The 26,036-nt window shown below is 61.3% G+C and carries 27 protein-coding genes and 1 tRNA gene; 13 read left to right on the forward strand and 15 right to left on the reverse strand.

The genetic code is table 11. The features are described 5' to 3' along the window. Nucleotides 1-185 precede the first annotated feature (185 nt). The 3 genes from ampD to FAZ98_RS11865 are packed head-to-tail and all read right to left on the reverse strand — an operon-like array spanning nucleotide 186 to nucleotide 2,128. A complete protein-coding gene (ampD, locus tag FAZ98_RS11855) occupies nucleotides 186-818 on the reverse strand; it encodes a 1,6-anhydro-N-acetylmuramyl-L-alanine amidase AmpD (RefSeq protein ID WP_158951392.1) in 633 nt (210 codons plus the stop codon). Then, nucleotides 815-1,150: a PP0621 family protein gene (locus FAZ98_RS11860; protein ID WP_158951393.1), complete on the reverse strand. Its 336-nt coding sequence runs from the start codon at nucleotides 1,148-1,150 to the stop codon at nucleotides 815-817. The genes ampD and FAZ98_RS11860 overlap by 4 nt, the downstream gene beginning before the upstream one ends. A 21-nt stretch (nucleotides 1,151-1,171) precedes the next feature. Then, the gene (locus FAZ98_RS11865; protein WP_158951394.1) at nucleotides 1,172-2,128 is read right to left on the reverse strand and encodes a cytochrome C assembly family protein; all 957 of its coding nucleotides are present in this window, start codon (nucleotides 2,126-2,128) and stop codon (nucleotides 1,172-1,174) included. Between the two features lie 104 nt (nucleotides 2,129-2,232). On the opposite strand from FAZ98_RS11865, the gene ffh reads away from it, so the two are divergent. Continuing rightward, nucleotides 2,233-3,600, forward strand: a complete 1,368-nt coding sequence (gene ffh, locus FAZ98_RS11870; RefSeq protein WP_158951395.1) for a signal recognition particle protein — start codon at nucleotides 2,233-2,235, stop codon at nucleotides 3,598-3,600. A gap of 154 nt (nucleotides 3,601-3,754) precedes the next feature. After that, nucleotides 3,755-4,306: a hypoxanthine-guanine phosphoribosyltransferase gene (locus FAZ98_RS11875; protein ID WP_158951396.1), complete on the forward strand. Its 552-nt coding sequence runs from the start codon at nucleotides 3,755-3,757 to the stop codon at nucleotides 4,304-4,306. Nucleotides 4,307-4,405: 99 nt separating this feature from the next. Here FAZ98_RS11875 and FAZ98_RS11880 read toward each other — a convergent pair whose 3' ends face one another. Both FAZ98_RS11880 and FAZ98_RS11885 read right to left on the reverse strand, forming a co-directional pair. Next, nucleotides 4,406-5,005, reverse strand: coding sequence for a MarC family protein (locus tag FAZ98_RS11880; protein ID WP_158951397.1), 600 nt, complete (start codon nucleotides 5,003-5,005; stop codon nucleotides 4,406-4,408). Nucleotides 5,006-5,060: 55 nt separating this feature from the next. Further along, nucleotides 5,061-6,797 carry a proline--tRNA ligase gene (locus tag FAZ98_RS11885; protein WP_158951398.1) on the reverse strand — a complete coding sequence of 579 codons (1,737 nt, stop codon included), beginning with the start codon at nucleotides 6,795-6,797 and terminating at the stop codon, nucleotides 5,061-5,063. A 347-nt stretch (nucleotides 6,798-7,144) separates the two neighbouring features. On the opposite strand from FAZ98_RS11885, the gene FAZ98_RS11895 reads away from it, so the two are divergent. Together FAZ98_RS11895 and FAZ98_RS11900 are read left to right on the forward strand one after the other, a co-directional pair. Then, nucleotides 7,145-7,825 (forward strand): RNA pyrophosphohydrolase, encoded by a 681-nt coding sequence (locus FAZ98_RS11895; protein WP_158951400.1) that lies wholly within the window; start codon nucleotides 7,145-7,147, stop codon nucleotides 7,823-7,825. A gap of 146 nt (nucleotides 7,826-7,971) precedes the next feature. Continuing rightward, a complete protein-coding gene (locus tag FAZ98_RS11900) occupies nucleotides 7,972-8,538 on the forward strand; it encodes a CNP1-like family protein (protein ID WP_158951401.1) in 567 nt (188 codons plus the stop codon). Between the two features lie 108 nt (nucleotides 8,539-8,646). Here the strand turns inward: FAZ98_RS11900 and proB are convergent, their stop codons facing one another. The 4 genes from proB to rplU form a co-directional block, all read right to left on the reverse strand. Continuing rightward, nucleotides 8,647-9,765, reverse strand: a complete 1,119-nt coding sequence (gene proB / locus FAZ98_RS11905) for a glutamate 5-kinase (protein ID WP_158951402.1) — start codon at nucleotides 9,763-9,765, stop codon at nucleotides 8,647-8,649. Between the two features lie 86 nt (nucleotides 9,766-9,851). Further along, complete coding sequence (cgtA, locus tag FAZ98_RS11910; protein WP_158951403.1) at nucleotides 9,852-10,979, reverse strand: Obg family GTPase CgtA; 1,128 nt, start codon at nucleotides 10,977-10,979, stop codon at nucleotides 9,852-9,854. Nucleotides 10,980-11,180: 201 nt separating this feature from the next. Next, nucleotides 11,181-11,444 carry a 50S ribosomal protein L27 gene (rpmA, locus tag FAZ98_RS11915; RefSeq protein WP_158951404.1) on the reverse strand — a complete coding sequence of 88 codons (264 nt, stop codon included), beginning with the start codon at nucleotides 11,442-11,444 and terminating at the stop codon, nucleotides 11,181-11,183. Between the two features lie 26 nt (nucleotides 11,445-11,470). After that, entirely contained in the window at nucleotides 11,471-11,782 is a 312-nt protein-coding gene (rplU, locus tag FAZ98_RS11920; protein WP_158951405.1) for a 50S ribosomal protein L21, read from the reverse strand. A gap of 316 nt (nucleotides 11,783-12,098) precedes the next feature. On the opposite strand from rplU, the gene FAZ98_RS11925 reads away from it, so the two are divergent. From FAZ98_RS11925 to FAZ98_RS11960, 7 genes are all read left to right on the forward strand, one after another. Next, nucleotides 12,099-13,091: a polyprenyl synthetase family protein gene (locus tag FAZ98_RS11925; RefSeq protein ID WP_158951406.1), complete on the forward strand. Its 993-nt coding sequence runs from the start codon at nucleotides 12,099-12,101 to the stop codon at nucleotides 13,089-13,091. Between the two features lie 37 nt (nucleotides 13,092-13,128). Beyond that, nucleotides 13,129-13,205 (forward strand) — tRNA-Pro (locus FAZ98_RS11930). Nucleotides 13,206-13,412: 207 nt separating this feature from the next. Further along, on the forward strand, nucleotides 13,413-15,044 hold the full coding sequence (locus FAZ98_RS35370; protein ID WP_233272609.1) for a site-specific integrase: 1,632 nt from the start codon (nucleotides 13,413-13,415) through the stop codon (nucleotides 15,042-15,044). Between the two features lie 1,220 nt (nucleotides 15,045-16,264). Further along, entirely contained in the window at nucleotides 16,265-16,894 is a 630-nt protein-coding gene (locus tag FAZ98_RS11945) for a hypothetical protein (RefSeq protein WP_233272610.1), read from the forward strand. A 227-nt stretch (nucleotides 16,895-17,121) separates the two neighbouring features. Further along, entirely contained in the window at nucleotides 17,122-18,090 is a 969-nt protein-coding gene (locus FAZ98_RS11950) for a DNA cytosine methyltransferase (RefSeq protein ID WP_158951407.1), read from the forward strand. 14 nt (nucleotides 18,091-18,104) lie between these two features. After that, nucleotides 18,105-18,725, forward strand: coding sequence for an HNH endonuclease (locus FAZ98_RS11955; protein ID WP_158951408.1), 621 nt, complete (start codon nucleotides 18,105-18,107; stop codon nucleotides 18,723-18,725). Between the two features lie 34 nt (nucleotides 18,726-18,759). Further along, nucleotides 18,760-19,131 (forward strand): very short patch repair endonuclease, encoded by a 372-nt coding sequence (locus FAZ98_RS11960; RefSeq protein ID WP_233272713.1) that lies wholly within the window; start codon nucleotides 18,760-18,762, stop codon nucleotides 19,129-19,131. A 94-nt stretch (nucleotides 19,132-19,225) separates the two neighbouring features. Here FAZ98_RS11960 and FAZ98_RS11965 read toward each other — a convergent pair whose 3' ends face one another. Beyond that, on the reverse strand, nucleotides 19,226-19,969 hold the full coding sequence (locus FAZ98_RS11965; RefSeq protein ID WP_158951410.1) for a rolling circle replication-associated protein: 744 nt from the start codon (nucleotides 19,967-19,969) through the stop codon (nucleotides 19,226-19,228). A 212-nt stretch (nucleotides 19,970-20,181) separates the two neighbouring features. Next, a complete protein-coding gene (locus FAZ98_RS11970) occupies nucleotides 20,182-20,370 on the reverse strand; it encodes a helix-turn-helix transcriptional regulator (RefSeq protein ID WP_233272611.1) in 189 nt (62 codons plus the stop codon). A 310-nt stretch (nucleotides 20,371-20,680) separates the two neighbouring features. Here FAZ98_RS11970 and FAZ98_RS11975 point away from each other — a divergent pair, with 310 nt between their 5' ends. Then, nucleotides 20,681-21,901: an SIR2 family anti-phage-associated protein gene (locus FAZ98_RS11975; protein WP_199272270.1), complete on the forward strand. Its 1,221-nt coding sequence runs from the start codon at nucleotides 20,681-20,683 to the stop codon at nucleotides 21,899-21,901. After that, on the forward strand, nucleotides 21,898-23,637 hold the full coding sequence (gene herA / locus FAZ98_RS11980) for an anti-phage-associated helicase HerA (protein ID WP_158951413.1): 1,740 nt from the start codon (nucleotides 21,898-21,900) through the stop codon (nucleotides 23,635-23,637). Before FAZ98_RS11975 ends, herA begins: the two co-directional genes overlap by 4 nt. 131 nt (nucleotides 23,638-23,768) lie before the next feature. Here the strand turns inward: herA and FAZ98_RS11985 are convergent, their stop codons facing one another. From FAZ98_RS11985 to FAZ98_RS12000, 4 genes are all read right to left on the reverse strand, one after another. Beyond that, complete coding sequence (locus FAZ98_RS11985; RefSeq protein ID WP_158951414.1) at nucleotides 23,769-24,041, reverse strand: hypothetical protein; 273 nt, start codon at nucleotides 24,039-24,041, stop codon at nucleotides 23,769-23,771. Between the two features lie 20 nt (nucleotides 24,042-24,061). Continuing rightward, nucleotides 24,062-24,310 (reverse strand): MerR family transcriptional regulator, encoded by a 249-nt coding sequence (locus tag FAZ98_RS11990; RefSeq protein ID WP_158951415.1) that lies wholly within the window; start codon nucleotides 24,308-24,310, stop codon nucleotides 24,062-24,064. Nucleotides 24,311-24,538: 228 nt separating this feature from the next. Continuing rightward, the gene (locus FAZ98_RS11995) at nucleotides 24,539-25,081 is read right to left on the reverse strand and encodes an HAD domain-containing protein (RefSeq protein ID WP_158951416.1); all 543 of its coding nucleotides are present in this window, start codon (nucleotides 25,079-25,081) and stop codon (nucleotides 24,539-24,541) included. Nucleotides 25,082-25,159: 78 nt separating this feature from the next. Then, complete coding sequence (locus tag FAZ98_RS12000) at nucleotides 25,160-25,828, reverse strand: hypothetical protein (protein WP_158951417.1); 669 nt, start codon at nucleotides 25,826-25,828, stop codon at nucleotides 25,160-25,162. Between the last annotated feature and the right edge of the window lie 208 nt (nucleotides 25,829-26,036).

A 26,036-nucleotide genomic window follows, 5' to 3' on the forward strand; every position in this document is an offset into this window, starting at 1 on the left:
GACGGTCAACGGCTAAATTTCAAGCCAAAAGTATTGACATTCGAGGCAGCGGCGCGAAGCCCAGACAGCGCGGGCATTCGGACGAAATGCCGATATCCGTGCGTCAGAAAGTCCCTGCGAACCGCTGCCATTGGAGCGGAATCGCGGCCTCCGTTTAGTTGCTTTTCAGGGGACGTAGCGAGGGATCACGACGCGTCGCGCGCGTCGTCCGCCGGATGCCGATACGGAAAGCGCGCGTCGTCGAGTTGCGTGTCGCGCTGCAGACGCGGCCAGTCGAAGTGCGGACCGGGGTCGGTCTTGCGGCCCGGCGCGATGTCGGAATGACCGGCGAGCGCCTGTACCGGATAGCGCTTCGCGAGCGCCGTCACGAGCGCGGCGAGCGTCGCGTATTGCGCGGCTTCGAACGGCGTCGTGTCGCTGCCTTCGAGTTCGATGCCGATCGAAAAATCGTTGCAACGCTCGCGGCCGAAGAAGTTCGACGCGCCCGCGTGCCACGCGCGCTCGTCGCAGGAAACGAACTGCTCGAGCGCGCCATCGCGATGAATCACGAAATGCGCCGAGACGCGCACGCCGCGCAGATGCGCGTCGAAGTACGGATGCGCGTCGCAGTCGAGCCGATTGAGAAAGAGGTCGGCAATCTCGGGGCCGCCGAACACGTCGGGCGGCAAGCTGATGTTGTGCACGACGACGAGCGACGGCACGGCGCCTGGCGGCCGCGCTTCGAAATTCGGCGAAGGCAGGCGGCGCGCGCCGCTCACCCAGCCGTGCGCGTCGACTTCGAGCGGCGGCGGCGCGGCGGAACCCCTCGCGCCGCTCATCGTGCGGGACGGTCCTGACCGACGTTGCGCGCGTCGTAGCGGCGCGCGTGTTCGGCGCTGCAAAACGAGCGCGCACCCACGTTCACCGACTCGCTACGCGGCGCGTGCACGCCGCACTCGGCGCAACGCACCATCGGCTCCGGCAACGCGGCCTGGCCGTTCGCGCCACGCGTGGCGCCGGCACCGCTCGCGCCATTCGCACTACGGGCGGCGCCCTGCCCCGCGTCGCGCGGATCGGCGCCCGGACGTGTTGGCATCTGCGCGCGGCGCAGCGTCTTGACGAACCACTGCCCGACCACGAACAGCAGCACGAGGAGAAGAATCTGTCTCATCGAAACCGGCTCTGAAAACCCTTACACCACGGGACGGTGCAGCAGCACCTCGAAGACGAAACGGCTGCCCACGTACGCGAGCAGCAGCGCGACGAACGACGCGATCACCCAGCGCAGCGCGGCGCGGCCGCGCCAGCCGGAAATCTTGCGCGCGGTGAGCAGCGCGCCGAACATCAGCCACGAGAGAATCGCGAACACGGTCTTGTGATCGAGCGAGAGCGGCCGGTCGATCAACTGCTCGCTGAACACGATGCCCGAGACGAGCGTGGCCGTGAGCAGCACGAAGCCCGCGCCGATCAAACGGAACAGCAGCTTTTCCATCGTGAGCAACGGCGGCAGCGTCTCGACCCAGCTCGACAGCCAGCCGCCGCCCGGATTGCCCGCGTTGCGCTGGAAACCCACGCCCTTGAGCGCATGCAAACGCCGCTCGACCGCCAGCATCAGCACCGCGTGCAAGGCGGCGATCGCGAAGAGCCCGTAGGCAATATTGGCGATGACGAAGTGCGCCTTGAACATGGGCGCCGCGGCGTACGGCAGCACGCGCACGCCGCCGAAGATGAGCGGCATCAGCGCGGCGAGCGCGGCGAGCGGCAACAACAGGAGGCGCAGCCCGTCGAGCGCGAAGAAAAAGCTCTCGATCCAGTAGATGCCCGCGCCGAGCCAGAACATGGCCGACAACGCGAACGCGAAGCCGAACACCATTTCGTTGGCGGGGAAAATGGTCATGTGGAGCAGCACGCCGTGCGCGGCGATCGCGACGAACAGCAGCGTGCGCGACAGCGCGCCGAAGCTGCGCGCGCGCGGCGCGTCGAGCATGCCGCCGACGCCGCCGGCCGCACCGCCTGAACCGATGGTTACCGGCACCGGCGGCACGCTGCCGAAGACCGGCTGGGTGCCGGCGCGGCGCAGGGCGCGCCAGTCGGCGGCGCATAAACCGCCGTACAGGAGCACGGTGAGGGCATACAGTACAATATCCATGTTCGAAGTTTACTATAGGCCCCCCGGCCGCGCGGGATCGCGACGAATCGCTGCGCCTTCCCTGTTGCGCGTGCATGCCGGGCCGCACTGCTCACCGCCTCCCCATGCTCGACAATCTCACTCAACGGATGGCGCACGTCGTCAAGACGCTGCGCGGCGAAGCCCGGCTGACCGAAGCCAACACGCAGGAAATGCTGCGCGAAGTGCGTCTCGCGCTGCTCGAGGCGGACGTGGCGCTGCCCGTCGTGCGCGAATTCATCGCCAAGGTGAAGGAAAAGGCGCTCGGCGAGGAAGTGCTCGCGAGCCTCTCGCCGGGTCAGGCGCTGGTCGGCGTGGTGCAGCGCGAGCTGACCGCCGTGATCGGCGGCGACTACGAAGGCAAGGCCGCCGAGCTGAACCTCAATGTCACGCCGCCCGCCGTGATCCTCATGGCCGGTTTGCAGGGCGCGGGTAAAACCACGACCACCGGCAAGCTCGCCAAGCTCCTGCGCGAGAAGTACAAGAAGAAGGTCCTCACCGTTTCGTGCGACGTCTACCGCCCTGCCGCTATCGCGCAGTTGAAGACGGTGACGGAACAGGTCGGCGCGGACTTCTTCCCGTCGCAGCCGGACCAGAAGCCGGTGGACATCGCCGCCGCGGCCATCGACTGGGCTCGCCGCCATTACCACGACGTGCTGCTCGTCGACACGGCAGGCCGTCTCGGTATCGACGAAGCCATGATGAACGAGATCAGCGCGCTGCACGCGTTCCTGAAGCCCGCCGAAACGCTGTTCGTGGTCGACGCCATGCTCGGCCAGGACGCGGTCAACACGGCGAAGGCGTTCAACGACGCCCTGCCGCTCACCGGCGTCGTGCTCACCAAGCTCGACGGCGACTCGCGCGGCGGCGCGGCGCTCTCCGTGCGCCACATCACGGGCAAGCCGATCAAGTTCGTCGGCGTGGCGGAAAAGCTCGACGGTCTCGAGGTGTTCCACCCCGACCGCATGGCGAACCGTATTCTCGGCATGGGCGACATTCTGGCGCTCGTCGAGGAAGCCCAGCGCGGCGTGGACGTCGAGGCCGCGCAAAAGCTCGCCAACAAGGTCAAGAAGGGCGGCGACTTCGACCTCAACGACTTCCGCGCGCAGCTTTCGCAAATGAAGAACATGGGCGGCCTTTCGTCGCTCATGGACAAGCTGCCCGCGCAGTTCCAGCAGGCCGCCGCCGGCGCCAACATGGGCCAGGCCGAAAAGCAGATGCGCCGCATGGAAGGCATCATCAATTCGATGACGCCCGAAGAGCGCGCCAAGCCCGATCTCATCAAGGCCACGCGCAAGCGCCGCATCGCGGCGGGCGCGGGCGTGCAGGTTCAGGAGGTGAACCGCATGCTCAACCAGTACGACCAGATGCGCACCATGATGAAGAAGCTCAAGGGCGGCAATCTGCAGAAGATGATGCGCGGCATGAAGGGCATGATGCCCGGCATGCGCTGATTTCGATCTCGCGAGCCGCGAGGCGCAGGATTTGCGCGCGCGGCCCGCGGACACGCGGCGCGCGAGGGAAGAACGCACGGGTTTATGCTGTAGCGCGCCGCCTGACTTTGCACCGCCGTTTTTCACACTCAATCGCTACCGCCTCGCCAGACTCATGAATCGCGAAGAAGCCCTCCACATTTTCCGCCACTCCGAAGAGATCGTTTCGGAGGGCGACGTCAACGCGTCGATCGGCCGGATGGCCGACGCCATCCGCGCCGAGATCAGCGAGGACTTCCCGCTCGTGCTGTCGGTGATGGGCGGCGCCGCCGTGTTCACCGGCATGCTGCTGCCGCACCTCGACTTCCCGCTCGAGTTCGACTACATCCACCTCACGCGCTATCGCAACGCCATCAAGGGCAGCGCCGAAATGCAGTGGCGCGTGGCGCCGCGCGAGTCGGTGAAGGACCGCGTGGTGCTCGTGCTCGACGACATCCTCGACGAAGGCGAGACCATGGCCGCGATCCGCGACCGCATCATGGACATGGGCGCGAAGCGTTTCCTCTCGGCCGTGTTGTGCGAAAAGATCATCCCGAAGCAAAAGCCGCTGCATCCCGACTACTGCGGTTTTTCGGTGCCGGACCGCTACGTGTTCGGCTGCGGCATGGACGCGAAGGGCTACTGGCGCAATCTGCCGACCATTCGCGCGCTGACCGAAGGCGCTTGACGCGCCTCGCACCGGTTTCGCGAAGCGCCATGAAAAAAGCAGCCCTCGGGCTGCTTTTTTGTTTGCGTCGATGCGAATTCGAACGTGCCGATGCCGCCGTCAAAGGTGATGCACGAAATTGGCGATGCCCGCGAGGATCATCTCCACCGAAATCGCCACGAGCACGAGACCCATCAGCCGCTCGAAGGCCGTCACCACGCGCTCGCCCAGCCACTGCTGGATGCGCTCGGCCAACACCAGCACGACCGCGCAGATCACCATGGTCACGACCAGCGCGCCGATCCATTCGAACAGTTTGCCCGGCGCCTGCGAGGTGAGCAGCATGACCGTGGCGAGCGCCGACGGCCCCGCCAGCGCGGGAATCGCGAGCGGCACGATGAGCGGCTCGCCGCCTTTATCGCCGCCGCCGAACGGACCGCCCGGATGCGGGAAGATCATGCGCAGCGCGATCAGGAACAGCACGATGCCGCCGCCGATGCGCAGCGACGTGTCCGTGAGTCCCATCATGCGCAGGAAGCCGTTGCCGGCCACCATGAAGACGAGCAGGATCACGAACGCGATGCCGACCTCGCGCAGGATCACGATCGCGCGGCGCTGTTTCGCGACGCCGCGCAGACACGTGATGAAAAGCGGAATGTTGCCGAGCGGATCGGTGATCAGGAGCAGCAGGATCGTAGCGGACAGGAAACTGTACTCCACGCTCTGGGCGCTCCTTTAGCCGGGTTTGCCGAATGGCGAATCGAATGAGGACGAATCAGCGGCCGAGCGCGGCGCGCACCTTCGCGACCACCGCCTGCGCGGCTTCTTCGGCCGCGAGCAGCGTGGCTTCGGTGTCGCGGCGGCCCTGATACTCGATCTTGCCGTCCTTCAGACCGCGGTCGCCGATCACGAGGCGATGCGGCACGCCGATCAGTTCCCAGTCGGCGAACATCACGCCCGGGCGCTCGCCGCGATCGTCGAGGATCACGTCCACGCCCGCCGCCACGAGTTCGTTGTACACGCGCTCGGCGTGCTCGCGCACGAGTTCGCTGCGGTCCATGCCCATCGGGCAGATGACCACTTCGAACGGAGCGATCGCTTCCGGCCAGATGATGCCCTTGTCGTCGAAATTCTGCTCGATCGCCGCACCCAGGATACGCGTGACGCCGATGCCGTAGCAACCCATCTGCATCGGCGCGGGCTTGCCGTTTTCGGCCAGATAGGTGGCGTTCATCGCGTCCGAGTATTTCGTGCCGAGCTGGAACACGTGGCCCACTTCGATGCCGCGGCAGATGTCGAGCACGCCCTTGCCGTCCGGCGAGGGATCGCCCTTCTTCACGTTGCGGATGTCGGCCACGACCGGTTCCGGCAGATCGCGGCCCCAGTTCACGCCCGTGGTGTGGAAGTCCGCTTCGTTCGAACCCACCACGAAGTCGCTCATGTTCGCGACCGTGCGGTCGGCGATCACCTTGACCGGCTTCTTCGTATTGAGCGGACCGAGGTAGCCCGGCGGCGTGCCGAACCATTCGACGATCTCGCTCTCCGTGGCGAAGCGGAAACCGCCCAGGCCTTCGAGCTTGCCGACCTTGATCTCGTTGAGATCGTGGTCGCCGCGCAGCAGCAGCAGCCAGATCGTGGGCTCGGCGCCTTCGTTGTCTGTGGCCAGCACGATCGACTTGATGGTGCTTTCGAGCGGGATGCCGAGCAGTTCGGCGACTTGCTCGCACTTGGCCGCGCCCGGCGTGGACGTTTTCGTGAGCGCCTGGGCGGGCGCGGCGCGCTCGGCCACGAGCGGCAGCGCGTCGGCGGCTTCGACGTTGGCCGCGAACTCCGAGGTCGGGCAGTACGCGATGTCGTCCTCGCCGGTTTCGGCGATCACGTGGAATTCGTGCGAGCCCGAGCCGCCGATCGAACCGTTGTCGGCCGCGACCGCGCGGAACTCGAGGCCGAGACGCGTGAAGATGCGCGTGTAGGCGTCGTACATCTTCTGGTACGAAAGCTTGAGGCCGTCGACGTCCTTATCGAACGAGTACGCGTCCTTCATGATGAATTCGCGGCCGCGCATCACACCAAAACGGGGACGGATTTCGTCGCGGAATTTGGTTTGCACCTGGTAGAAGTTCACCGGCAACTGGCGGTAGCTCTTGATCTGGTTGCGCGCGATGTCGGTGACGACTTCCTCGTGCGTCGGTCCCATCACGAAATCGCTCTGCTTGCGGTCCTTGAAGCGCAGCAGTTCCGGCCCGTATTTTTCCCAGCGACCCGATTCCTGCCACAGCTCGGCCGGCTGCACGGCCGGCATGAGCAGTTCGATCGCGCCCGCGCGGTTCATTTCTTCGCGCACGATCTGCTCGACCTTGCGAATGGAACGCAGACCGATCGGCAGGTAGTTGTAGATGCCGCCAGCGACGCGACGGATCATGCCCGCGCGAACCATCAGTTTGTGGCTGACGATTTCGGCGTCGGACGGCGCTTCCTTCAGGGTGCCGATAAAGAAACGGGAGGCTTTCATTCAGAATTTTCCAAAAGCGGCGGCCCGGTGCAGACCGCCCTGAGAAGGTGAAACCGTGGATGGCGCGCGAATTTCGCGTTGCGGCTCGCATGAGCGTTCGCGTAACCGGGCCGAACGTGCGGAGTCCGACACTATACCGTGACGGCACGCGCGCAGCGGCCCTCTGGCTGGGCTCGCGGCCGTTTTTTCGCGCGGCGGCGCGACGCGTTTCGGGCGCGCCGGGCAAACCGGACACGAAGTGCAAGGCAAGCTTGTGACCGTTCGCTCCAAACTTCCGGGCAGCGGGTGCGTGAGGGCCGTTATCTGTTTATAATCAAAGCAATTTTAAAGGATTCGAAGGTGGTTGTATGCTGGATCGTGAGGGGTTTCGCCCGAACGTCGGCATCATCCTCTTGAACGCGCGAAACGAAGTGTTTTGGGGCAAACGGGTTCGCGAACATTCCTGGCAGTTTCCGCAAGGGGGCATCAAATATGGTGAGACCCCCATGCAGGCAATGTATCGGGAGTTGCACGAAGAAACCGGTCTGCATCCGGAGCACGTCAAGATCGTCGGTCGCACGCGCGACTGGTTGCGTTATGAGGTGCCGGACAAGTTCATCAAGCGCGAAGTGCGCGGCCATTATCGCGGGCAGAAACAGATCTGGTTTCTGCTGCGGATGGTCGGGCGCGATTGCGATATCTGCCTGCGGGCAACGGAGCATCCCGAGTTCGACGCGTGGCGCTGGAACGAGTACTGGGTGCCGCTGGAAGCGGTCATCGAGTTCAAGCGCGACGTGTATCAGCTTGCGCTGACCGAACTCTCGCGCTTCCTGCGCCGGCCCGCCGCGGCGCGTCAGGAGCGCGTGCACGTGCAGGTCCACGAGGTGCGGTATCCGCGCATCGTGACGTCGGCGCACGCCGACGCCGTGATGGGCGCGGCCATGGTGACATCTGTCGTAACGTCGCCGGGTGTGCCGATCGACGGCGATTGTGCTGCCGCGCAGAGTATCATCGAGCCTGCGCCGGACGAGCACGACCAGGACGCCTGAACCGGGCGTACGGATCGGATCGCGCCGACCGGCGAAAGAACGCCCGAACCGGCGAGACCGGCGCCCCTGCGCGCCGCGCCTCGCGGTTCGCATTGGCGGCGCTGCACGTTCGTGCGCTCAGCGCCGGAGCTTCGAGGAAAACCAATTTGAAACGATTTGCTCTTGCTGCGGCCTGCGCCGCAGGCGGTGTGCTGTTTTTGACGCTGGCAGGCTGCTCCAGTTCGGGGCCGACCAACAAGGACGACAGCGCGTTCACCTACCTGCTCGACCGCAAAGGCGAGTGGCAGGAAAACAAGGTCGAGAGCCTCCCGGCGCTGCCGCAGGCGGGTGCGAAGCTGCTGCCGTTCGACGTCTCGAACAACACGCCGCTCAAGTTCGCCGTCGATCCCGCGTCGGTTTCGGTCGGCACCGACGGCGTGGTGCGCTATACGGTCGTGATCACGAGCGATTCGGGCGCGCGCAACGTGAACTACGAAGGCATTCGCTGCGACACCTACGAGTGGCGCCTCTACGCGAGCCTCGACGCCGAGCACAACGGCTGGGATCGGACCGTGGCGAACAACTGGTCGCGTATCGAGAGCGGTTCGCTCAACGCCTACCAGGCCGCGCTGTATCACGACTACTTCTGCGCGAACAAGATGCCGGTCGCGAAGGCGCCGACCATCGTCGAAAACATCCGCTACGGTCGCACGCAATCGACGCTGGTGCGCTGAGCCACGCGACATCGACGTACGAAAAAAGCATGAAAAAAGCCGCTGGGCCTTGGCCGCAGCGGCTTTTTTGTGCGAGCTCGAAGCCGGGAACGCGCTTCGAACGACCGCTCAAACGAGCACGAGATTGTCGCGGTGAATCAGCTCCGGCTCCAGCATGTAGCCGAGGATGCCTTCGATGTCGCCGCTCGCGTGACGCTGGATCAGCTTGGTTTCCGCGCTGCTGTAGTTGGTGAGGCCGCGCGCCACTTCCGCGCCCGACGCGTTCAGACAGGCAATGACCTCGCCGCGCGCGAATGCGCCCTGCACGCCGATCACGCCGATGGGCAGCAGGCTCTTGCCGTCCGCCATGACCTTGTTGACGGCGCCGTCGTCGATCACCACGTGGCCGCGCACCTGCAGGTGGTCGGCCATCCACTGCTTGCGCGCCGCCATGCGCGCGGTGCGCGCGATGAGCTGCGTGCCGATGGCCTCGCCCTGCGCCAGCCGCACGAGCACTTCGGTCTCGCGGCCGCTCGCGATGACCGTGTTCGCGCCGCTGTGCGCCGCGCGCTTGGCCGCGAGAATCTTGGTCAGCATGCCGCCGCGGCCGAGGCTCGAGCCCGCGCCGCCCGCCATGGCTTCGAGTTCGGGCTTGCCGGCGTCGGCTTCGCGCACCAGCGTGGCGGCCGGGTCCTTGCGCGGGTCGGCCGTGTAGAGCCCGCTTTGGTCGGTGAGGATGACGAGCGCGTCGCCTTCGATCAGGTTCGCGACGAGCGCGCCGAGCGTGTCGTTATCGCCGAACTTGATTTCGTCGGTGACGACCGTGTCGTTCTCGTTGATGATCGGCACCACGCCCAGGCGCAGCAGCGTGAGCAGCGTGGAGCGCGCGTTGAGATAACGCTCGCGGTCGGCCAGGTCGGCGTGCGTGAGCAGGATCTGCGCGGTGCGGATGTCGTGCTCGGCGAAGCGGCTCTCGTAGACCTGCGCGAGGCCCATCTGGCCGACGGCGGCCGCTGCCTGCAGTTCGTCGATCTCGCGCGGTCGCTTCGTCCAGCCCAGCCGTTGCATGCCTTCGGCGATCGCACCCGAACTCACGAGCACGACTTCCTTGCCCTGCGCACGCAGTGCCGCGATTTGCGCGGCCCAGCGGCCGATTGCCGCATGATCGAGGCCCCGACCGTCGTTGGTGACGAGGCTCGAACCGACTTTCACTACCAGACGCCGCGAATCGGCGATGACGGAACGCATGCTGCGCGGTCTCCCCTAATAACTATGACGCGTGAGGTTTGCCTCGAATTGCCGGCGCGACCCGCGCGCCGGCGTGCACTGCGCACTTACTCCTGCGGTTCCTGCGTGGGCGCGGCGCCTTCGCTCGCGCCCGCCACATTCTGCTGCTCGCGAAAACGCACGTCGGATGCGAGGTCTTCCGCCTCGGCCGCACGGCGCGCATCCGAATGCTCGGAGACGTAGTCGTAGATGGCGTAGCAGAGGTTCTCGCAGCCCTGGCCCGTGAGCGCCGAAATCTCGAACACGGGACCCTTCCACTCGAAGCGCTCGACGAAGTCGGCGATACGCGCGGCGCGCTCGTCTTCCGGCACCATGTCGAGCTTGTTCAGCACGAGCCAGCGCGGCTTTTCGAACAGCAGCTCGTCGTATTTACGCAGTTCGCCGACGATGGCCTTCGCTTCCGCGACCGGATCGACCGTTTCGTCGAACGGGGCGAGATCGACGAGATGCAGCAGCAGATTCGTGCGCTGCAGATGGCGCAGGAACTGGTGGCCGAGACCCGCGCCTTCCGCCGCGCCTTCGATCAGGCCCGGAATATCGGCGATCACGAAGCTGCGGCTCGGACCCACGCGCACCACGCCCAGATTGGGCGCGAGCGTCGTGAACGGGTAGTCGGCGATCTTCGGCTTCGCGTTCGACACCGACGAGATGAAGGTGGACTTGCCCGCGTTCGGCATGCCGAGCAGACCGACGTCGGCCAGCACCTTCAGCTCAAGCTTGAGCATGCGGCGCTCGCCCGGCTTGCCGTCGGTTTTCTGGCGCGGCGCGCGATTCGTGGACGACTTGAAATGCAGGTTGCCAAGGCCGCCCGCGCCGCCGTGCGCGACCATGACGCGCTGCTCGTGCTCGGTGAGGTCGGCGATCAGCTCGCCCGTGTCCTGGTCGGTGATGGTCGTGCCCACCGGCATGCGCAGCGTGATGTCGTCGCCGCCCTTGCCGTAGCAGTCGGAGCCGCGGCCGTTTTCGCCGTTGCGCGCCTGGTGCTTCTTCGTGTAGCGGTAGTCGATCAGCGTGTTGATGTTGCGGTCCGCGACCGCCCAGACGCTGCCGCCGCGCCCGCCGTCACCACCATCCGGCCCGCCGAACGGGACGAACTTTTCGCGCCGCATCGACGCGCTGCCATCACCCCCATCACCGGCGATGACTTCGATCTTCGCTTCGTCAATGAACTTCATGCGTAACTCCGTCCCGTGAATATCGGTATTTTGCCCGCCGCAGCGACGCCGGCCAACCTGGCCGAACGGCTAACGCCGGTCCAACTCGCGCGCGTCGGTTCGACACGCGATCAATGCGCAAGTAAACAAACGCACAGATAAACAAAAGGCCCCGCAAACTTCGCGGGGCCTTCTTTGCGTCGATTGCGAACGGTCTGGAACTTAGACCGCTGCCGGGACGACGGTGACCGTGTGCTTGTTAGCTGCGCCCTTGGTCGTGAACGCGACGTGGCCGTCGACCAGCGCGTAGAGCGTGTGGTCCTTGCCGATGCCGACGTTGTTGCCCGGGTGCATACGCGTGCCGCGCTGGCGAACGATGATGCCGCCGGCGAGGATTGCCTGGCCGCCGTACACCTTCACGCCAAGTCGTTTCGACTCGGAATCGCGGCCGTTACGTGACGACCCGCCTGCCTTTTTGTGTGCCATTTGTTTGCTCCTTTACCTGCGTGCGCTTACGCGTTGATCGCGTCGATGCGCAGTTCGGTGTAGTTCTGGCGGTGGCCGCCATGCTTCTGGTAGTGCTTCCGGCGACGCATCTTGAAGATGGTCACTTTGGCGTGACGACCGTGCGACACAACGGTGGCCTTGACGGAAGCCCCACCGACCAGCGGCGTACCGAACTTAATCGATTCGCCTTCGCCCACTGCGAGCACCTGGTCGAGCGTGATTTCTGCGTCAATGTCAGCCGGTATCTGTTCTACTTTAAGTTTTTCGCCAACGGCAACTTTGTACTGCTTGCCGCCGGTTTTTATGACCGCGTACATTGAAAACCTCACTCTTTCAAATATTCCGGGCACACTGCGCGCCCGAAACCCTAGATTATACATGGAGTTAGCTACGCGGTCAAAACCGTTGCGAGTTTGCCGCGATTGTGCTTTTCACTGCGCCTTGCGCCCCGGCGCGCAAGGCCGCGCGCGCCGCAGCGGTATGCCGGCCACGCCACGTCGCACCGGAACCCGCCGCGCGAACATCCCGCCCGGCGCGGCAAAAGTAGAGGGAACCATCGGCCGGACGTCAGGGCACAGTCCGGCCTGATAGCGATTCGCCTTATAATCCGCGGCACTACCTTTATTTGCCATCATGTCGTCCACCGCCACCCCTACTCCCAGCGCAGCCACCCTGCTTGCTCCCATCGTCAGCGACATGGAGCAGGTGAATCGTGTCATCCGGCAGAGTCTGGCGTCCGAGGTGATGCTGATCAACCAGATCTCCGAGTACATCATCGGCGCGGGCGGCAAGCGTCTGCGTCCGGCCTTGCTGTTGCTGGTGGCCGGCGCGCTCGGCGACCGCGGCACGCATCGCCACGTGCTCGCGGCCGTCGTCGAATTCATCCATACGGCCACGCTCCTGCACGACGACGTGGTCGACGAGTCCGACCTGCGGCGCGGCCGCCAGACGGCCAACGCGCTGTTCGGCAACGCGGCGAGCGTGCTGGTCGGCGACTATCTGTATTCGCGCTCGTTCGAGATGATGGTGGGCGTGGGCAAGATGCGCGTGATGGAGATCCTCTCCTCGGCCACGACGATCATTTCCGAAGGCGAGGTGCTCCAGCTCCTGAACATGCACGACGCCGACGTGGACACGGCGCGCTACATGCAGGTGATCCGCTACAAGACGGCCAAGCTGTTCGAGGCGGCGGCGCAACTGGGCGCGGTGCTCGCGGGCGCCGACGCGCACGCCGAAGAAGCGGCCGCCGAATACGGCCGGCGCATCGGCACGGCGTTCCAGATCATGGACGACTGGCTCGACTACACGGGCACGCCGGAATCCATGGGCAAGAACGCCGGCGACGACCTGCGCGAAGGCAAGCCCACGCTGCCGCTGATCTGGTTGATCGAGCACGGCACGGCGGCGGAAGCGGCGCTCGCGCGCGAAGCCATCGAGCAAGGCGGCACCACGCGCTTCGACGAGATTTTCGCGGCTATCACGCGCTCGGGCGCGCTCGACCACACGCTCCAGTGCGCGAAAGCCGAGGCTCAGGCGGCCGCCGACGCAATTTCGGCGTTCCCCCCTTCCATTTACAAAGATAGCCTGCTAGAATTATGTTCTTACTCGACGACGCGCCAGTCTTGAACAAGACAAAGCAACGCGTTGAGTCCAGCAGTAAATTCGGGGTGTAGCTTAGCCTGGTAGAGCGCTACGTTCGGGACGTAGAGGCCGGAGGTTCGAATCCTCTCACCCCGACCAGAATTTTCCTTACAAAACAGCGGACTAAATGTCCGCTGTTTTTGTTTGTGCTGCCTCGGGTGGCAAACGGGTGGCAATGCCACCCCGATGCCCCACCGAAAAAAAAGTTTGCCTAGAACTCACAGGCACATTTTTGAAAATCGGTCCGCTCGACGCAAATTATCGCCACTTTTTCGACTTATACGGTGCTCCTCAACAATCTGGAGCATGGACGTGGCGTCCATCGAAAACCGTTCGCGCTATCAGGTCTCGGTCAAGAACCGCGACGACCTCACCCAACTCTTCCCCCACACGGCCAAGTCCAAAGCCGAAGCGTACAGCCGGGAACTCACGGCTCAAGGGCTCCGGCCCAAACTCGGCCGACTCGACGATTGCTTTATTGTTCGCGACCGCAGCGTTTCCCGAAAGAATCAGACGCTCCATGCGTGCAGCTACAAAGACGCGGAAACGATTGTGCTGAATCTCAAAGCAGAGCATCGGCGCAGCCTGTTCATCGACTATGCCCGCGGGCTTCAGACGACCTTCGCTGAACTGCTGATTCGATACCTGCGCGACGAGGCGCCGCGCCACAAGAGCTTCGAAGTCGAGGCTTACAAAATCAACGCTTTGCTGCAAGATGCCGGACTGCCTCGCCAGGACCTGGCCGAAATCATCGCAAACCACCCCAACGTCCATCCGAAAGTGGCTTCCACGAAGCTTCGCACCCCCAGCGGGGCACGGATGGGTCAGGTATCGGAAGCCAGCAAGTTCATCCGGAAAGGTTTTGCGGAACTTGTCCCAGAAGACTTCAGAGATTACATCGATGAACGGTGCGATGTCGTTTCCGCAGCCACGGTCGACCGCGAAATCGACATTTTCTCAGCCGTCTGCCGCATTGCCATCGACTCCTGGCGTATTCACGTCGCCCAGAATCCGATGGCCGGGGTGCGGCGCCCGAAATATTTCAACGAGCGTGACCGTCGCCTGAAGGACGGGGAGGAAGACCGCCTGCTCGCAGGAGCGCACGCTGAAGACAAGGAGGCGTCGATAGCCGCCCGACTCGAACAGCTCATGCAGAAAGAGCGCCAGGAGGCGACCGATGCTGCCACGGTGTACCGCCGCAAGCAGGTGGTCAAGAGTGCCCGGCAGTTGTACTTGCCCGAAGCTGAACAGACTTACGAGCATGTGCCATTGCTCGAGACCTTCGTGCACTTCCAGCTGATGACTGCTGCGCGCCGAAGCGAAACACTGACGCTCACCTGGTCAAATGTCGACCTCGCGGCGCAAATCGCATATCTGCCTGAAACGAAAAACGGCCGAGCGCGCAAGGTTCCTCTTCGCGCTGACCTGGTTGAAATGCTGCGTGCTTTACCCAGAACCCATGATGTCGTATTTCCGATTGGCGTCGATGGCCTTCGCAAAGCATGGCGGCGAATTTGCGCGCAGGCTGGCCTGGCCGAAGATGATGACCTGCGCATTCATGACCTTCGCCATGAGGCGATTTCCCGCGTAGCAGAGGCGGGCAGTAACACTCCGGGCGGCTTCTCGTTGGTCGACCTTCAGGCATTCAGCGGCCACCGCGACACGCGCATGCTGCTCCGGTACGCACATCTCTGCACTCAAAGCCTGGCGAAACGGCTGGACGCTGCGTTTGCCTCATCCGATGAGTCGCATTCCCATCACGGCAGGCGACGTTTGAGAACCGACGCATCCGTCAGTATCGGAGACATCATTCGGGACTCGACCGTGATGTCTCCGGAAGCTGACGTCGCAAACGAATTGCCCTGTATCGGCGTTAGCGCGGCTGGTAGCAACGCCATGAACGTCATCCGCGTCGACTTTGCACGGAAACTTGCGTAGTCAACAGAGTCGGCCTCGTGTCACATCGCAAGTGGGTATGCCCGGGCGTCGAGTATGACGCCCGGGCATGAGTTCAAATGTCCTTGGATACCTTTTCCTTTATCGCTGTCCAACCGGCCAAGGTCGGAGTTCGTTTCTCCCGCGGCCAAGCGGAAGAAACGGCACATCACTATAACGGGCCGCCAAGCCCAACCACACACTGCGCAAACGCTCCAACCTTTCGGAGCACGGTGCCAACCGTGCTACCACTTCCGTGGTTCCGCATGAGCTTCGGTCGTATCGCTCAATGAGTCAAACCCTACTCAGCCAGTCTCCCCCTCTCTGCCATCAACCCGGACGGTGCCACCCGACCCGGTACGAAGAGAGGTTCCCACGTTAGTTATCAGCTACTGCGCAACGTAGCGCCATTGTCTCCACAATCGCCTAGCCTTCCGGCTCCCCGCAGGTTTCCCCAGCCCGATGTTCCATAGCGGCTCAGGTACTCAGTTCATGCTTCATCGACTACGAACCACGGCTTAATGCCTATGGCTCCACGTTGCTCCGCACAGCGCCTTTCGAGAGGCGCCGTTACACGCTTAAGCTATCCAGAGACCCCCGGTTTCCCGAGGTGCCGACTGCGCCAGGTTTCCCCTTGCAGCCCTCGTGCATCACTGCACGCTCATCAGCCGTCGTGTGCGGCACGGGTTGCGCCCTTGCGGTACGCCCCCCGAATCGGACTCTCACCGACTTTCGCCAGATAACAGGTCGTCAGGCCATTTCCTGCCTGCCGCCGTTTCCGTGTCGCCCAACTTCTGCTGGCGCGTTGGCCAGCGGGATTGGGTCGAAGGAAGGAGTTTCACCCTCCAGCGCCCTTCGCAGCCGCACCAGCCCTATTAGAGGCATGCGGCTACAGCGTTTGCTTGGCCCAGGTTGGCGACCTGGACCTGTCGGGGTGGCGCCCCGACGTGCTCTTTCGAGCGTGTGTGTTTACAGTTTGGCGGCCTGTCCGCTGAGCCCTCACGCACACGCATGAGGGGACACCGGGCAGACCGCCGCGCATGCGACGCGTGCCGGCCTTCGCCGACGGAGTGCCCTTGCAAACACAGTTTTCCTACCTCTGTATAGACGATGTCCGCGCTCCGCACGGAACATCATTACGTCTCATACGTACCGAGTGAATCACATCCAATCAGCGCGGCTTTTTTACCTATACGAGGTATCCCCTTCCATCCGGATACCTCATGCTCGCCACCACGCCAATCGCACGTAGTAAAACCGCCGCCCTCGCCCGCGTTCTCGATTGCGTACCCAAGGGTTACTGTCGATATACCTGCGGAACGGTCAAGGCCACTAAGGCTGAGGCCCTCGCCAAGAAGTTCCACGCACGCTTCGGTATCGGCTGCACGGCCGCACAGCGAATCACTCGAAAAAGCAAAGGGCGTGCGAACGCCGTGCTCGTGATGTATTGGCCGCAAGAAGCTGAGTACGCTGCGTGGCTCCTTCTCGCAACCGATGGCAATGGCCTAGAAGATGAAATGCTGCGCACTGTCGGCAGTAAGCCTCGGATGTCTTGGCTCGGCTACGAATTGGTCCTTTATCCTTCGGCAGGTCGGACCGTGTGGACGTGGCGCCGCGAAAAGCGCGAGATGACAGAACTGCACGCGCTTCTTGCATCACAGATTGCGCAGCGACAATACTCAGCCGTTAGCGAGACGCTGCAACGCATTGCTCGTCAGCCGGGTTTTCACGGCGTACGAACTCAAACCTGGGAACTGTTCCATGCGGTGCGCCGACGCGGATACGCGGAAGAGCTGCCCCACATCTTTTATCTTCAAAAGGTCAGCCATGGAGACAGGCTGCCACTGGACTGAGAGACCGGCATTTCGTCTCACTCCGCTCGGGCATAGAGCATTGGGCTGCCCCGCCGCTTGCAGTCGTGGCTATGCTCAGAAAGTGCGACGTGCCATGACAACGCACAGGTACGCCCCCCGCGCCACCACGGCTACGTTTTCCTGGCGAGCCGATTGCACCGCTGATAAAATCGCGCCATCCGGCGCCCATCGCTTGCGAGGCGTCATGCACTTAATGAAAGGCGAACATGCTGACCTCTGTGGAAATTTGTGCTGGCGCAGGTGGCCAAGCACTAGGGCTCGAACAAGCGGGCTTCGAGCACGTCGCTCTGGTCGAGATTGAGAGCGCCTTCTGCAGCACGCTGCGTCTCAACAGACCAGATTGGAACGTTATCAACAAGGACCTGCGAGATTTTTCAGGATTGCCCTACGGCGGTGTCGACCTTCTTGCTGGGGGGGTGCCGTGCCCCCCATTTTCGAAAGCAGGTAAGCAACTCGGCAGCGACGATGAGCGAGATATGTTTCCTGAGGCGCTAAGGTTGGTCGAGGAAATGCGACCGAAGGCGGTTATGCTCGAAAACGTCCGAGGTTTGATGGACGCCGTTTTCGAGGATTATCGGAAGAAAATCCAGTCTCGCTTGGATGAACTGGGTTACGTCACGGACTGGCGCCTACTGAGCGCCTCGGATTATGGCGTTCCGCAACTGCGCCCACGGGTTATTTTCCTTGCTATCCGGAAAGACATTGCGAACGAGATAACGTGGCCAGCGCCGCTCGAACATCGTGCACCCACAGTTGGCGAAACGCTCTTCGACTTGATGGCAGCCGATGGTTGGGTTGGTGCGAAACGTTGGGCCAAAGAAGCCAATGAAATAGCGCCGACTCTGGTCGGTGGCTCCAAGAAGCACGGGGGGCCCGACCTTGGTCCAACGCGTGCAAAGAAAGCATGGGCGTCACTTGGCGTCGATGGTATGGGCATAGCCAATGAGCCGCCAACAAGAGAGTTCGTTGGAATGCCACGACTTACTGTCCGCATGGCTGCGCGAATTCAAGGCTTTCCCGACGACTGGCAGTTCAACGGCAAGAAGACAGCCGCATACCGGCAAATCGGTAACGCTTTCCCGCCGCCGGTGGCGGCAGCCGTGGGACGAGCATTAGCGAAAGTGTTGCTCGCTGCAAAGGCAAAAGAAAACAGGCGGAAGCGCATCGCCGCGTAACAAGGGGACTCAAAATGGCTACACGAGGCAACGGCTCCAAAGCGAAATTGCTTGCGTACTTACAGGACAACGTCGGCAAGGTGGTGACGTCCGACGAACTCCGTGAGGCATCGGGAAATGCTTCTGAATGGGGCCGCCGCATCCGTGAACTGCGCGACGAGCAAGGGTACAACATTCAGAGTCATAACGACCGCAGTGACCTCGCCCCTGGCCAGTATGTCTTAGCTGACAATACCCAACGCCCACCGCGTGAGCGGGGTATTTCAAAGGAAACACGAGCGCTCGTTTTAGACCGAGACGGCTTCACTTGCCAATCGTGTGGCGCAGTCGCTGGGGAAATAAATCCTCACGACGGCCGCCCGACCCGCCTTCAACTCGGTCACTGGATTGACAAAAGCCAAGGTGGTACGGACGACGCTCACAATTTGCGCGTGCTGTGTTCCGTCTGCAACGAGGGGGCTGCGAACATCACAACAGCTCGACCGGACCACGAGAAGCTGTTAGCCCAAATACGACGCTCTCCCGGGAGCGAGCAGATAAAGGTCCTTGAAAAGCTGCTGCGCAAATATCCGGAAGAATCAGCAGACTTCCTGCAGTCGGTCAATGCCGCGAAAAGCAAACCCGAAAACGAGTAAAGCCGGTACGCCGCCGATTAGCCGCAGTGAAAATATGCGGCGAATTCGCAGCAAAGATACGCGGCCAGAGTATGTGGTCAGACGCCTCGTCTGGTCGATGGGTTACCGCTATCGATTGCACCGAAGAGACCTTCCAGGAAAGCCAGATTTGGCCTTTGCTTCGCAGCGGAAGATAATTTTCGTGCATGGCTGCTTTTGGCACCAACACCCGGCAGGCTGTTCCGATGCACGCCTGCCAAAGTCGAGGCTGGAATACTGGCTCCCCAAATTGCAGCGAAACTGCGAGAGGGATGCTGAAGCCATCAAGGCTTTGGAGGCTGCCGGATGGTGCGTCCTCGTAATCTGGGACTGCGAGACCAAGGCACCAGACCTTAGACAGCGACTGCACGACTTCCTGCACGCTTAAACGTCGTCCTCCAGACGAGTCCTCAGCATTTCAGCCGCAATTCAAAAAACAAAATCAGGCCATGCATCACCGACCAATGCAGGCGACAGCATGGTCAAGCGATTCGTGGATGCGCTCGCTGGTTAGCGGTGGCAAGCAATATTCCCCATGGTGTCCAGACGTACGGGGAGTGGTGCAGTTGGCCAGTCGAAAGGTCAACCCAACCCTCGCCGATTATGCGCCGAGCACGATGGCGCCGCGGAAGAACTTCCTGCAACCACTGCGGCAAGGCCGACCGGGAAACCGCGGCTTTGCCGTCGGGGTCAAGCCCACCACAGCCAAAAAGGCGCGCACCCTTTGGTAACTTTCCAACGCAATCGAACTTGGAAATGTAGCGTCCCCAAGCCTTAACGCTCTTACAAGCCTCGACCCATGTGCTTCCCCACGGCCACCAGTTCGCCAGCTTTGAGTGCTCAAGAGCCATATTGCGAGGAAGCCACACTATCAGGTGGTAGTGTAATTTACCGGCGCGCTCCAATACCCACGCATAGGTGAGGCACGATTCCACATCTTTGAACGATTTGCGCATGCGGTCCAAGAATCGGCTCACATGCTTCGTCGAGAAATCCGCATCACAGTTGAAGGTCAACGTCAGCGCGACGGCCCGAAGATTCGCTTGCTTTGCGTACCGGCGTTGCTCGTCAATAACGCATTTCAGCTTTTTTCGCGCGGCATTCTTGCGTTTGCGAACTGCGGGTGACGCACTTGTTCCAATCTTTTTGACAAGTTCAGCAAAGCGCGCGACGGACGTCGCAGTACAACTCGGCCGCTCCGCGACCGGATATGATGAATCAAACATGGCACACGAAAGTTGTGTGCCGCATCAGCTATCTAGCTGTGTCCTCGATGCCACCGTTCAAAATGTCTGTCCTCCGCGCTGAGCGGCGACGATGGGTCCGTTCGCGCATATACTCATTTGTGAGAGAGCAACACGCGCCTTTGGGTGCACCCGCCCCGGCTGCAACCGGGGCGTATTACTTGGTGTGGTGCAGATAGAAGTCTGTTATCAGTTCACCCGTCCTGCGTGGCGCTTGTCATGAACTGACGTTTCGCGTCCAACCACGCATCGACATCGCTCCCGCTGAAGCGCAGTCGGCTGCCTAACTTGATAGATTTCGGAAGGTCGCCGCCAGTCGAGTGGCGGTTGTAGATTGTTTGCACGGCCAGCCCAAGAAAGGCCGCCAGCGCTTTGGGAGACATAAGCTCTTGCATAAGTCATGGTCTGAAAGCAGTCACATGACTGCATAGAGTATATGCATCTGTTACCCCGATTTACCCATGATTGCGAGCAAACCCATGCAAAAAAACGTATTGCGACTTCGATAGTCAAGAACGTCAAATAGCGTCGAAATTTTCTGAATTCGTAGCGGCGGTCGCTCCAAACCTCACCTCGGTTATTTAAAGCATTCGACCGGGCCTTGCACATGCAAAATTAGACCGCGCGCGCCAGAACTTAATAAACTCGAGAGACACTACGATGGCAATTGTAGGCATACGGGGAGCGACCTCGTTGACGGACGAAATCGAACTTCAAGCGCAGCTCGCGAGCCTTCTACGCCTGGAGAATGTGGGGTTGCTGCTGGGCGCCGGGGCATCAGTTGCTGTCGGCGGCAAAACGATGTGGAGTTTATGGTCCGACTTCGTCGATACGTCTGCCGACGAAGCGCAGTGGCTTAAAGAACACGGATTCATCCGTTCTGAGGCCCTCGCTGCCCCGGACGAAAGGGTCGTCCCCAACGTAGAGCAATTGAACGATTCGCTCGAAATTGCGCTCGTGGAATGGAAACGGCAAGGGAGTGCCGATGTGCCGCAACTTGAGCGGGCACGCGCCCATCTAACTCGCGCAGTTGTGCGTGCCGCCCAACTGCAGCCTGCGTGGTGGCAATCTCTCGGTGGCGCCGAATCAGACTCTGTTCAGCTACAACACCATCGTACTGTCCTACAGAAGCTCGTCGCCGCTCGCCAGCCCGGCCAGGCAGCACCATGGGTGTTCACGACCAATTACGACCTCGCGGTCGAATGGTCCGCAGAGAGCATCGACCTACAGGTGGTGAACGGATTTCTCGGCGTCCACAGCAGACGATTTTCACCTCAAAGCTTCGACCTTGGGTTCCGCAACACGCAAGCGCGGGGCGAGGCTCGATTCGGCGTCTACAACGTCTACCTCGCCAAATTGCACGGCTCGTTGACTTGGCGAGAGGACTCCGGGCAAGTCTATGAGATGCAGGCCGCCCTTGCCGGAGAGAAGATTCAATCCTTCTTGGGCGACCTGAATGAGACGGAACTCGGATTCATGGTGCTGCCGCGAGCCGCAAAGTACATGCAAACCGTCGGATATGTTCTCGGCGAGTTGTTCAGGCGGTTTTCCGAATTCCTTTCCCGGCCACAGACGAGCCTGCTCGTATGCGGCTATGGATTCGGCGATGAGCATATCAATCGACTGCTCACATCCGCGCTGCTCAACCCAACGCTACAGCTTGTCGTCTACTCTCCAGAGTTTTCGGGAGATGTGCTGAGCCCGACGCTGCCCCCCGCGCTACGTAAATTGCTGGCACTCAAGAATCCTCGGGTGACAGTTATTGGTGGCGGTGCTGAGGCGTATCTGGACAAGCTGGCCGCGCAGTTGCCCGACCCGCTCTTGTACGACGACGAGATGCGTCGCTTGGCGAAAGCACTTCGCGAACCGCTCGCCCCCGAAGCCGAAGCGCACGACCCCGCGGAGGGTCTATGAGAAGTCGTCAGCCGGTCGGCTATGTGGTCCAGATTGATGGGGCCGAGGTCACTCTCAACCTGTTAGATATGCACCGCGGCCAAGTCGCGGCCCACATGCAAGGCGTTTCGACCGTCACCGAAGTAGGAAGTCTCCTAGCGTTGGACGCCGGAAGTCGAATCCTGGTCATGAAAGTCCTCACGCTCAGCTTTGCAGAGCCCAAGGAAGCCCATCGCCTCGGAATCGGGTCCAGCACTCACCAGTCCGAGCCGTTGCGCAATCTCACCGGCGTGGTTGTCGGGCGACTTTTCCGAGACGGCGGCGCAACCCGATTCGTAAGCGACTCACTTCCAACCCCTCCGTTAGGTGCTGAAGCCTTCCCTCTGACGCGTGAGGAGCTGGAAGCATCACTCGGACGACCTGATGCCGAAGACGTGCCAATAAACCTTGGCGAGGACTTACGAGGTGGCGGTATGTTGCGGGTTGGACTTGAAAGTTTCCTTTCACGGCATGTTGCCGTCTTGGGCAGCTCCGGCCAAGGCAAGAGCTGCTTCACAGCATCGGTTCTTCAGCAGGTAGTGCGGCTGCCCGGCGCTCGCGTGGTTGTGTTCGACGTTAATGGTGAGTACGAGGATGCGTTTCAGCTCGCTGGCCTCCCCGCCGACGCTGTACGTGTAACGACGCTCGGTGGTGATGAAGCCAACTCGCTGAAAATCCCGTATTACGCACTTGGCAGGTTCGGGCTTCATCGACTACTCATTCCAAGCGAAAAAACCCAACGCCCCGCGCTTTCATTTGCACTTGAGCATCTCAACAAGGTCCAGTGGTTCCCCGCAGCCAAGGGTGCGGGCTTAGCAACTGACGTTGCGGCAACATTGTTTGATGACTGTCGGCAGGCTGGAGCTAACGATGCAGATGCACGCATGCAACGCATACGGAACGGCACCGCGCCGGCAGTTACCCAGTGGCCTCATATGGCGGCGTTGGCTGCACTCGTGGCGGAGAGCCACGGGATTCAGCCCGGACGGGGCGGTGCTGCGGAGCGGTCCAGTTTCCACTATTCCAACGTTTCTCCACTGGTCACGCGAATTCATCGTTTCTCAGAAGACCCTATGTTCACCGATGTTGTTGATGTCAACGGTGGCCCAGGTCACGGCGCTCGACTGTCGTGGCCAGTCGAGTCAGCCAATCTCGTAGAACGTATCTTCGGCGGCCAGGAAGTCGACTGGCGCGTGCATATCATCAACCTGCGCCGCGTTTCTCATGACCTCACCCCGTTCGTTCTCGGGTCGCTTCTCGAGCTGTACGCGTACGAGCTATTCCGGCGCGGCCAGCATCAAGCAGTACCGACGCTGTTAGTTCTGGAGGAGGCTCATCACTACATGCGCCCGATTGGTTCGGGCGAGGAGGCAAATGAGAATTCGCTAGCGTACGAACGCCTCGCAAAGGAAGGACGTAAGTTCGGATTGGCTTTGTGGTTAAGCACTCAACGACCGTCCGAAATCTCACCAACCGTGCTCTCTCAATGCAACAACTGGGTCACGTTCCGGCTAACGTCCGAGAAGGACTTGGCCGCGGTTCAGTCGGCGAGTGAATGGGCGGACCGGCGGGAGGTCAGACGCATAGCTGGCCTCGCGAGGCAGACAGCGATTGTGTTTGGCGGAAGCATCGCGATGCCGACGATGCTCCGAGCACCCAACGCATCCCCCAGGCCGCGCTCCGACGATGGCGCATTTCGGAGCTGGGGAGCGCGTTAGTAGGCTGCTCAAACAATTGACGACAAAGGTGAACCTTTTTCGAAAACGAGCCGCTCCGACGGGGCGGCCTTTCTCAGGGGCGATAACTGCAGCGCGACTGACGCCCGACTCGAGCGAACAACATGAGAGGCCTACTCGGGCGATGATGACGACACGTCAGCGGATTCGCCATCGAGCTCATCTACGGCCTTGTTGGGCGACTCAAGACAGACGCTAGTCTTCGACGGCGGGCCATACTTCTCGGCGTGCGCCGTCAATGATGCGGCCATGGCCTTCTCTGCCTGCGCTGGCGTTACCGGGGTCAAGTGCTTCCACAGCGCTTTCATATTGATAACCATCTTGGAAAGCCCCTCATCACTGGTTTCATCGCCAAAGTTCTGACCACGGCCCTTGGAGGAGGTCATTCGCTCGCTGCTCGACCTGCTCAGCTCTCGTCCGTCGCCAAATCTTGGTAGGCCTGCGCAGCGGCATCACGGTCCGCCCGACAGCGTTGAACTGATGCTTGCGTAATAAACCGCTCGTTCCCGACTTCATGGTGCAGGTCTAGTTCTCCTCGCTCGAGGAGTTTCAGGACATACGGCCGGGAAACGAAGAGCTGCTTTGCCGCATCGGCAATTGAAACGAAATCATCGGCAGCTTTGGACGCTTGCGCGTTCGTATCAGAAGAAGTCATCAGTTACTCCAAGGATTCGTGCCGTCGCCTAAACGTCCTGACCATACCTCGCTTGAAACCGGGACCGTGTTCTAGTAGAACACTTCTGTTTGCCCGCTGCCCATACCTCGCCCGAAACCCGGACCGTGTTCTAGTAGAACACTTCTGGTTGTCCACCGCCCATACCTCGCCCGAAACCGGGGGGCTGTGTTCTAGTAGAACACTCTCAACTGCCTGAACTGCATCTGGTCAACCATGAACCTGGACAAGCCATTTTTGTATTCGCTGCTGCACTTCGGGCGCCCCAATTCCATGCTCGCCATTGAGCAGAATGAGGTGTGACTCGAGCGGCAACGATTCGGAGCTCAATTGCAACGCACCGTAGACGGAATCGTCGATGGCAAGCCAGTTCACGAGCTTTTTACCGATGACGTACGACCTGATGACGTAGGTCTTCGCCGTCCCATCCTTTAAATAGCCAAACCGAGGTTTGTATTCCAGCGTTGTGCCGACAACTCGCCTCGCCAGTCCGCTGGGCAGATACGTGACCATCTGGTCGAGTGAGAGCCAATACATCCATGCGCTGGTCAGCACAATTTCGACTCGCGGATACGGCTCAAGGATGTCTGCAAGCAGCGACGCAAATTCAAACATCGGATTCCCGTTGTCGAGCGATATGCATCCACCCGGCCCCAACATCCCAGTGCCTCGGTGAAGAGTGCCATCGAAATCTACAAACAACGTTGGCGTGAAATTGTTGAAGAATAACGGCGGTAGCCCATTCGTACTCATAGCGCTCTCCGCAAGGCACTGAGTCCAATTTGAAACGTTGCAGCCGCGGCTTCTCCGTCCATCAAAAAGACACCTCGGTCATCGATTCACAAATGCGTCTGCAGCCTTCAATACCTGCTCCATGGATTCAACCATCAATAGCTGAAGCGGAGTAGCCCCTTGCTGCGACTCAATCGGACTGGTGAAGAAGTCCCATTTGCTCCATGCCGATAAGCCATCAAGCCGACGGAACACACTCGCGAAGTCGTTCCGGTCAAAAAGTTTGGGGATAAAAAAGGCCGGGTAATACGGCTCTCCGCCAAAGTCGACACTGAACACGCGCCCGCCGGCAACATCCTTCTCTAGCTTCTTCTTGGTGATATTGGTTGCCAGACGGAAGTCTTCTTCGCATAGAACCTTGCGTTGACGAATGAGCTGAGAACGTTCAGGGTTTGCCTTTTCGGCTTCACTCAACAACTCAGTTGCGTCTTTCCGTGATTTCGCGATGCGTTCATAGCGCTTACGCAGATTTTCTCCTTCTTCGCGAAGCGCGGGCAGGTCGTAGTTAAATACCGTGGCAACTCCACTGACGTCCCATAGGTGGCTTCTGATACGCCGCCCGAGTTCCTCCGCGGGCAGTTCAAGAAGCCTCCAGACGCCTACAGGGTCGTCTAGGACTGCTGCGATAACAGAAGCGCGAATCGCGTGCCGCGTTCGGGCCTTGATAAGTGCGGCGATGTCTTCGTTATCGCTCACAGTGCTTGCCATGACCTTTCTCTCATCAAATTGGCGCAAAACCACCAAGGTTCTCTTAGTTGCGATTCGTGCATCTGCAACGCTAAGGGCAATGGCAGACGGTCTTGAATGCACGCTAGCAAGGTCAGGTATCCGCCGTCAATCTCGCCAGAGACGAGTTGGCAAAATACAAATTGTCGTTATACGAACGCGACCATTTTGTTGCGTAAAGACACAGTCA

Source organism: Paraburkholderia acidisoli, from assembly GCF_009789675.1.
Taxonomy (GTDB): Bacteria; Pseudomonadota; Gammaproteobacteria; order Burkholderiales; family Burkholderiaceae; genus Paraburkholderia; species Paraburkholderia acidisoli.

Excerpts from the sequence above, each read along its gene's own strand:
- proB (WP_158951402.1), bottom strand. The coding sequence starts at position 9,765 with ATGCGTTCCGTCATCGCCGATTCGCGGCGTCTGGTAGTGAAAGTCGGT.
- FAZ98_RS11860 (WP_158951393.1), bottom strand. The coding sequence starts at position 1,150 with ATGAGACAGATTCTTCTCCTCGTGCTGCTGTTCGTGGTCGGGCAGTGG.
- ampD (WP_158951392.1), bottom strand. The coding sequence starts at position 818 with ATGAGCGGCGCGAGGGGTTCCGCCGCGCCGCCGCCGCTCGAAGTCGAC.
- FAZ98_RS12000 (WP_158951417.1), bottom strand. The coding sequence starts at position 25,828 with ATGGCAAGCACTGTGAGCGATAACGAAGACATCGCCGCACTTATCAAG.
- FAZ98_RS11875 (WP_158951396.1), top strand. The coding sequence starts at position 3,755 with ATGAATCGCGAAGAAGCCCTCCACATTTTCCGCCACTCCGAAGAGATC.
- FAZ98_RS11990 (WP_158951415.1), bottom strand. The coding sequence starts at position 24,310 with ATGACTTCTTCTGATACGAACGCGCAAGCGTCCAAAGCTGCCGATGAT.
- FAZ98_RS11925 (WP_158951406.1), top strand. The coding sequence starts at position 12,099 with ATGTCGTCCACCGCCACCCCTACTCCCAGCGCAGCCACCCTGCTTGCT.
- rpmA (WP_158951404.1), bottom strand. The coding sequence starts at position 11,444 with ATGGCACACAAAAAGGCAGGCGGGTCGTCACGTAACGGCCGCGATTCC.
- FAZ98_RS11985 (WP_158951414.1), bottom strand. The coding sequence starts at position 24,041 with ATGACCTCCTCCAAGGGCCGTGGTCAGAACTTTGGCGATGAAACCAGT.
- herA (WP_158951413.1), top strand. The coding sequence starts at position 21,898 with ATGAGAAGTCGTCAGCCGGTCGGCTATGTGGTCCAGATTGATGGGGCC.
- FAZ98_RS11950 (WP_158951407.1), top strand. The coding sequence starts at position 17,122 with ATGCTGACCTCTGTGGAAATTTGTGCTGGCGCAGGTGGCCAAGCACTA.
- FAZ98_RS11970 (WP_233272611.1), bottom strand. The coding sequence starts at position 20,370 with ATGTCTCCCAAAGCGCTGGCGGCCTTTCTTGGGCTGGCCGTGCAAACA.
- cgtA (WP_158951403.1), bottom strand. The coding sequence starts at position 10,979 with ATGAAGTTCATTGACGAAGCGAAGATCGAAGTCATCGCCGGTGATGGG.
- FAZ98_RS11955 (WP_158951408.1), top strand. The coding sequence starts at position 18,105 with ATGGCTACACGAGGCAACGGCTCCAAAGCGAAATTGCTTGCGTACTTA.
- FAZ98_RS11995 (WP_158951416.1), bottom strand. The coding sequence starts at position 25,081 with ATGAGTACGAATGGGCTACCGCCGTTATTCTTCAACAATTTCACGCCA.
- rplU (WP_158951405.1), bottom strand. The coding sequence starts at position 11,782 with ATGTACGCGGTCATAAAAACCGGCGGCAAGCAGTACAAAGTTGCCGTT.
- FAZ98_RS11965 (WP_158951410.1), bottom strand. The coding sequence starts at position 19,969 with ATGTTTGATTCATCATATCCGGTCGCGGAGCGGCCGAGTTGTACTGCG.
- FAZ98_RS11960 (WP_233272713.1), top strand. The coding sequence starts at position 18,760 with ATGCGGCGAATTCGCAGCAAAGATACGCGGCCAGAGTATGTGGTCAGA.
- FAZ98_RS11945 (WP_233272610.1), top strand. The coding sequence starts at position 16,265 with ATGCTCGCCACCACGCCAATCGCACGTAGTAAAACCGCCGCCCTCGCC.
- FAZ98_RS11865 (WP_158951394.1), bottom strand. The coding sequence starts at position 2,128 with ATGGATATTGTACTGTATGCCCTCACCGTGCTCCTGTACGGCGGTTTA.
- ffh (WP_158951395.1), top strand. The coding sequence starts at position 2,233 with ATGCTCGACAATCTCACTCAACGGATGGCGCACGTCGTCAAGACGCTG.
- FAZ98_RS11885 (WP_158951398.1), bottom strand. The coding sequence starts at position 6,797 with ATGAAAGCCTCCCGTTTCTTTATCGGCACCCTGAAGGAAGCGCCGTCC.
- FAZ98_RS11895 (WP_158951400.1), top strand. The coding sequence starts at position 7,145 with ATGCTGGATCGTGAGGGGTTTCGCCCGAACGTCGGCATCATCCTCTTG.
- FAZ98_RS35370 (WP_233272609.1), top strand. The coding sequence starts at position 13,413 with ATGGACGTGGCGTCCATCGAAAACCGTTCGCGCTATCAGGTCTCGGTC.